This is a genomic window from Gammaproteobacteria bacterium, assembly GCA_028817255.1.
Taxonomy (GTDB): Bacteria; Pseudomonadota; Gammaproteobacteria; order Porifericomitales; family Porifericomitaceae; genus Porifericomes; species Porifericomes azotivorans.
In genome coordinates this window covers 1-3,796 of the sequence record JAPPQA010000041.1, presented here as the reverse complement: position 1 = coordinate 3,796, position 3,796 = coordinate 1, and the positions used below count along the sequence as shown (strand labels likewise).

General features: G+C 65.0%; 5 protein-coding genes. 3 read left to right on the top strand and 2 right to left on the bottom strand.

The genetic code is table 11. From position 1 onward, the window contains the following. Nucleotides 1–261: 261 nt before the first annotated feature. Complete coding sequence (locus tag OXU43_02105; protein ID MDD9823954.1) at nt 262–537, bottom strand: acylphosphatase; 276 nt, start codon at nt 535–537, stop codon at nt 262–264. 10 nt (nt 538–547) lie between these two features. After that, nucleotides 548–1,033 carry an SsrA-binding protein SmpB gene (gene smpB, locus OXU43_02100; protein ID MDD9823953.1) on the bottom strand — a complete coding sequence of 162 codons (486 nt, stop codon included), beginning with the start codon at nt 1,031–1,033 and terminating at the stop codon, nt 548–550. 439 nt (nt 1,034–1,472) lie between these two features. Here smpB and OXU43_02095 point away from each other — a divergent pair, with 439 nt between their 5' ends. Genes OXU43_02095 through OXU43_02085 form a run of 3 tightly spaced genes read left to right on the top strand, consistent with a single transcriptional unit; the run spans nt 1,473 to nt 3,603 of the window. Continuing rightward, nucleotides 1,473–2,843 carry a sodium-dependent transporter gene (locus OXU43_02095; GenBank protein ID MDD9823952.1) on the top strand — a complete coding sequence of 457 codons (1,371 nt, stop codon included), beginning with the start codon at nt 1,473–1,475 and terminating at the stop codon, nt 2,841–2,843. A gap of 8 nt (nt 2,844–2,851) precedes the next feature. Next, nucleotides 2,852–3,316, top strand: a complete 465-nt coding sequence (locus OXU43_02090; GenBank protein MDD9823951.1) for a type II toxin-antitoxin system RatA family toxin — start codon at nt 2,852–2,854, stop codon at nt 3,314–3,316. Further along, nucleotides 3,313–3,603: an RnfH family protein gene (locus OXU43_02085; protein ID MDD9823950.1), complete on the top strand. Its 291-nt coding sequence runs from the start codon at nt 3,313–3,315 to the stop codon at nt 3,601–3,603. Before OXU43_02090 ends, OXU43_02085 begins: the two co-directional genes overlap by 4 nt. Nucleotides 3,604–3,796 lie beyond the last annotated feature (193 nt).

Genomic DNA, 3,796 nt, shown 5'->3' with positions numbered 1-3,796 from the left:
CGCCCAGGAGAACCGCAAGGGCCGCCTTCCCCCCACCGCAGCAGCCGGCGCCTGACGGCTTGTCTGCTGCGACTCCCCCTCAAGGGGGGAGTGATGGGAAAAATGAGGGGAAAGTGGGAGTGGCGGAGATAACGGAGATAACGGAATATAAGAGAGCCGCTTTGCTTCCCTTCGATTGCGTAACGGGAAGCGCTTACATTATCGGGGATTTCCTATCGGGGATTGCCGCCGTTTCGCTATCCCCTTCGGGCAATATCCGGGCTAGGCGATACGGAAACTCGAGTGCTCTTCGTATTCGACCGGGGAGCAGTCCAGCGCATGCACGCGAGCCAATGCCGGCCCGCGCTTCAGCCAGCTCCGTAGTCGGCGCAGTTCCTGTTCTCCGCCGCAGGCCAGTACCTCCACCCGGCCGTCTGCCAGGTTTCGCACCCAGCCGCTCAGGCCCAGTTCCAGGGCCCGCTGCCGGGTCTCCATGCGGTAGCACACTCCCTGCACCCTTCCGGATACGTAGCAGCGCATCGCTTTGCGTTCCGGCATCCGCGCGCCCTTATCCGCGGCCGCGCCGCTTGAGCAAGCGCCGCTGCTCCCGTTGCCAGTCGCGCTCGCGCAGGGTGGCGCGTTTGTCGTGGGATTTTTTTCCCCTGGCCAAGGCGATCTCCAACTTGGCAAGGCCGCGCTTCCAGTACAGGACCGTGGGTACCAGCGTATGACCCCGGTGTTCCACGGCGCCGCGCAGCTTGTTCAGCTCCTTCCGGTGCAGCAGCAGTTTGCGGGTGCGTTGCGCGTCCGGCGCCGAGTGCGCGGCTACCGTAGGCAGGGGCGTGAACCGGGCGCCGAAGAGATATGCCTCGCCTTCCTTGAGGATTACGTAACTGCCTTGCAATTGCGCCTGCCCGGCGCGCAGGCTTTTCGCTTCCCACCCCTGCAGGGCCATCCCGGCCTCGAAGCGTTCGCCGAGCAGGTAGTCGTGCCGCGCCTTGCGGTTCAGCGTCACCGTCTTTCCCGGCACCGTGCCCGGCTGCTTTTTTTTCATATGTTCCTCCGGGCGTTTTCGAGCCTTGCCGCGCCTCCGCCTGCATTATAACGGCGGCGTCGGGCGCCCGCCGCACTTTTCCATCGCTTCCCCCTGGATGTACACCTGGAGGGGGAGCCTGGGCGGCCCTTGCGGTTCTCCTGGGCGGTGGGGTGTAGCAGGCGCTTTAGCTGCTCCCCCCACCGGCGCGACTTCGGGCTGGCGCCCTCGTCTTGCCGACTCCCCCTCAAGGGGGGAGTGATGCGTAGAGTTCCACCTTCACCTCGCCGATCTCCTGCTTGCCGACTCCCCCTCAAGGGGGGAGTGATGCGTAAGAACCGCTTTGCTGAGCTTCGATTGCGTAACGGCTTGCGCCGTATCGGCGCCGTGTCGGCGGCGGTGGCAAGACCGCGCGTTTTCTCGCACAATACCGGTTCTTTGGGGCGGAGGAATCCTGCAAATGGCGAAAATGGGAGTTCACGGGCAGTGGTCTTCTTCCTGGGCCTTTATTCTTGCCGCCGCCGGTTCCGCGGTGGGGATCGGCAACGTATGGCGCTTTTCCTACGTGGCAGGGGAGAACGGCGGCGGCGCCTTCGTGCTGGCGTATATCGTTTGCGTGCTGTTGCTCGGCCTGCCGATCATGATCGCGGAGATCATGATCGGCCGCCGCGCCCGCCAAAACCCCATCGGCGCCATTCGCCTGATCGCCATGGAGGAGGGGCGCAGCCGGCATTGGTCCATAATCGGCTGGCTGGGGGTCGCCACCGGCGTCAGCATCCTCTCGTACTACAGCGTAGTCGCGGGCTGGGTGCTGCATTACGTTTTCCTGTCCGTGAGCGGCTGGGGGGCGCAGTCGCAGGACGGGGTCGGCGAATTGTTCGGCGACCTGCTGGGCTCTCCCGGACTGCTCCTGTTGCTGCATACCGTTTTTATGGGCATGACCGTTACCGTGCAGGCGCTGGGCGTGCAGGAAGGGCTGGAGCGCAGCGTCAAGCTGCTGATGCCGGCGCTGTTCGGCCTGTTGCTGCTGATGGTAGGCTACGGGTTGCAGACGCCGGGTTTCGGCCGTAGCGTGGAATACCTGTTCCGCCCGGATTTCCCCTACCTGCTGGAGAATCCCGGCGTCTTTCTGGTGGCCATGGGGCAGGCCTTTTTCAGCCTGAGCGTGGGCATGGGGGCGCTGATCGCATATGGCGCCTACCTGCCGGAGAAGGGCTCCATCGTCCGCATGGCCGGCTGCGTGGCCGCCCTGGATACATTGGTGGCGGTGCTTGCCGGCCTGATGATATTCCCCCTGGTGTTCAGTTACGGCCTGGAACCCGCCCAGGGCGTGGGCCTGATCTTCAAGGTGCTGCCCATTGCATTCGGCCAGATGCCCTGGGGAGCGCTGTTCAGCGTCTTGTTCTTCCTGTTGTTGTCGTTCGCCGCCTGGACTTCCGCGATCTCGATCCTGGAGCCGGCGGTCGCCTGGCTGATCGAGAGCCGGGGCTGGAGCCGCTTCCGGGCGGCGGTAACGGCGGGCGGGACGGCCTGGCTGCTGGGCGTGGGCGCCTTGCTGTCCTTCAATCTTTGGCAGCAATACCAGTTGCTGGGCAAGACCTTTTTCGACTGGCTGGATTATTTGACGACCAATATCATGCTGCCCCTGGGCGCCTTGTTGATCGCCCTGTTTGCGGGTTGGCGGATCTCCAGGCGCTCCAGCCGGGAGGAGTTGGGCTTGCCCGACGGCCTTGCCTACCGTTCCTGGCGGCTGGCGATCCGTTTTCTGGCGCCGGTGGGGTTCCTGGCGATCTTTCTCCATGCCAGCGGCATTTTGGACCTGGGAGGGTAGTTTCGGGGTTGTATCGCGTTCGTCGGCAAGTCCGGGTCCCTTATCCGGCAGCGCGGATGTACGATCTGGTCAACGATGTCGAGTCGTATCCCCGGTTCCTGCCGTGGTGTTCCCGCGCCGAAGTGCTGCAACGGGACGGCGGGCAGATCGTCGCCGCCTTGACCCTGTCGCTTGCCCGCATGCGCCTGGCCTTGACCACCCGCAATACTCTGGTGCCCGGCCGCGGCATCCGAATGCAATTGGTGAGCGGCCCGTTTCGCTGTCTGGAGGGCGCCTGGCGCTTTGACGATGCCGACGCGCCGGGATCGTGCCGGGTATCCCTGGAGTTGGATTTCGCGCTCCGCGGCCGCCTGTTGCAGTTGTCCCTGGGGCCGCTGCTGCAACGGAGCGCGGCCTCGATGGCGGACGCCTTCGTGGCCCGCGCCCATGAACTCTATCGTTGTTCCCGCGATTCGTCCGCGGCGCCTCCGTGATCCGCGCCGGGCGCAAATTCTCCGTCACGGTGGCCTACGCGGCGGCGAACCGGGCCTACGCGGTCCCCGTGCAGGCGCATCCCGGGACGACCCTGGAAGAGGCCATACGCCGCTCCGGCCTGCTCTCGCTTTGTCCCGAGATTGACCTGGCGGCCAACGCAGTGGGAGTTTTCGGCAAGCGGCGTCCCTTGAGTTACCTCCTGTCCCCTGACGACCGGGTGGAGATCTACCGGCCCTTATGCATGGATCCCAAGGAGGCGCGGCGGCGGCGCGGCGCGCGGCCTTAGCCCGGATATTGCACGAAGGGGGTAACAAAGCGCGTGATTCCACTGAGACGAATGCGCGGTTGCGCCCAGGGATGCGCTGTCTTCGGCCCTCACCCTCGGTCCCTCTCCCAAAGGGAGAGGGAAGCGAAGAAAGGGCGCCCTCTTCTCCCTCTCCCTCTGGGAGAGGGTTGGGGTGAGGGTAAAATCCGGCGCG

Coding starts and splice junctions, on each gene's coding strand:
- OXU43_02105 (MDD9823954.1), bottom strand. CDS start 537: ATGCCGGAACGCAAAGCGATGCGCTGCTACGTATCCGGAAGGGTGCAG.
- smpB (MDD9823953.1), bottom strand. CDS start 1,033: ATGAAAAAAAAGCAGCCGGGCACGGTGCCGGGAAAGACGGTGACGCTG.
- OXU43_02095 (MDD9823952.1), top strand. CDS start 1,473: ATGGCGAAAATGGGAGTTCACGGGCAGTGGTCTTCTTCCTGGGCCTTT.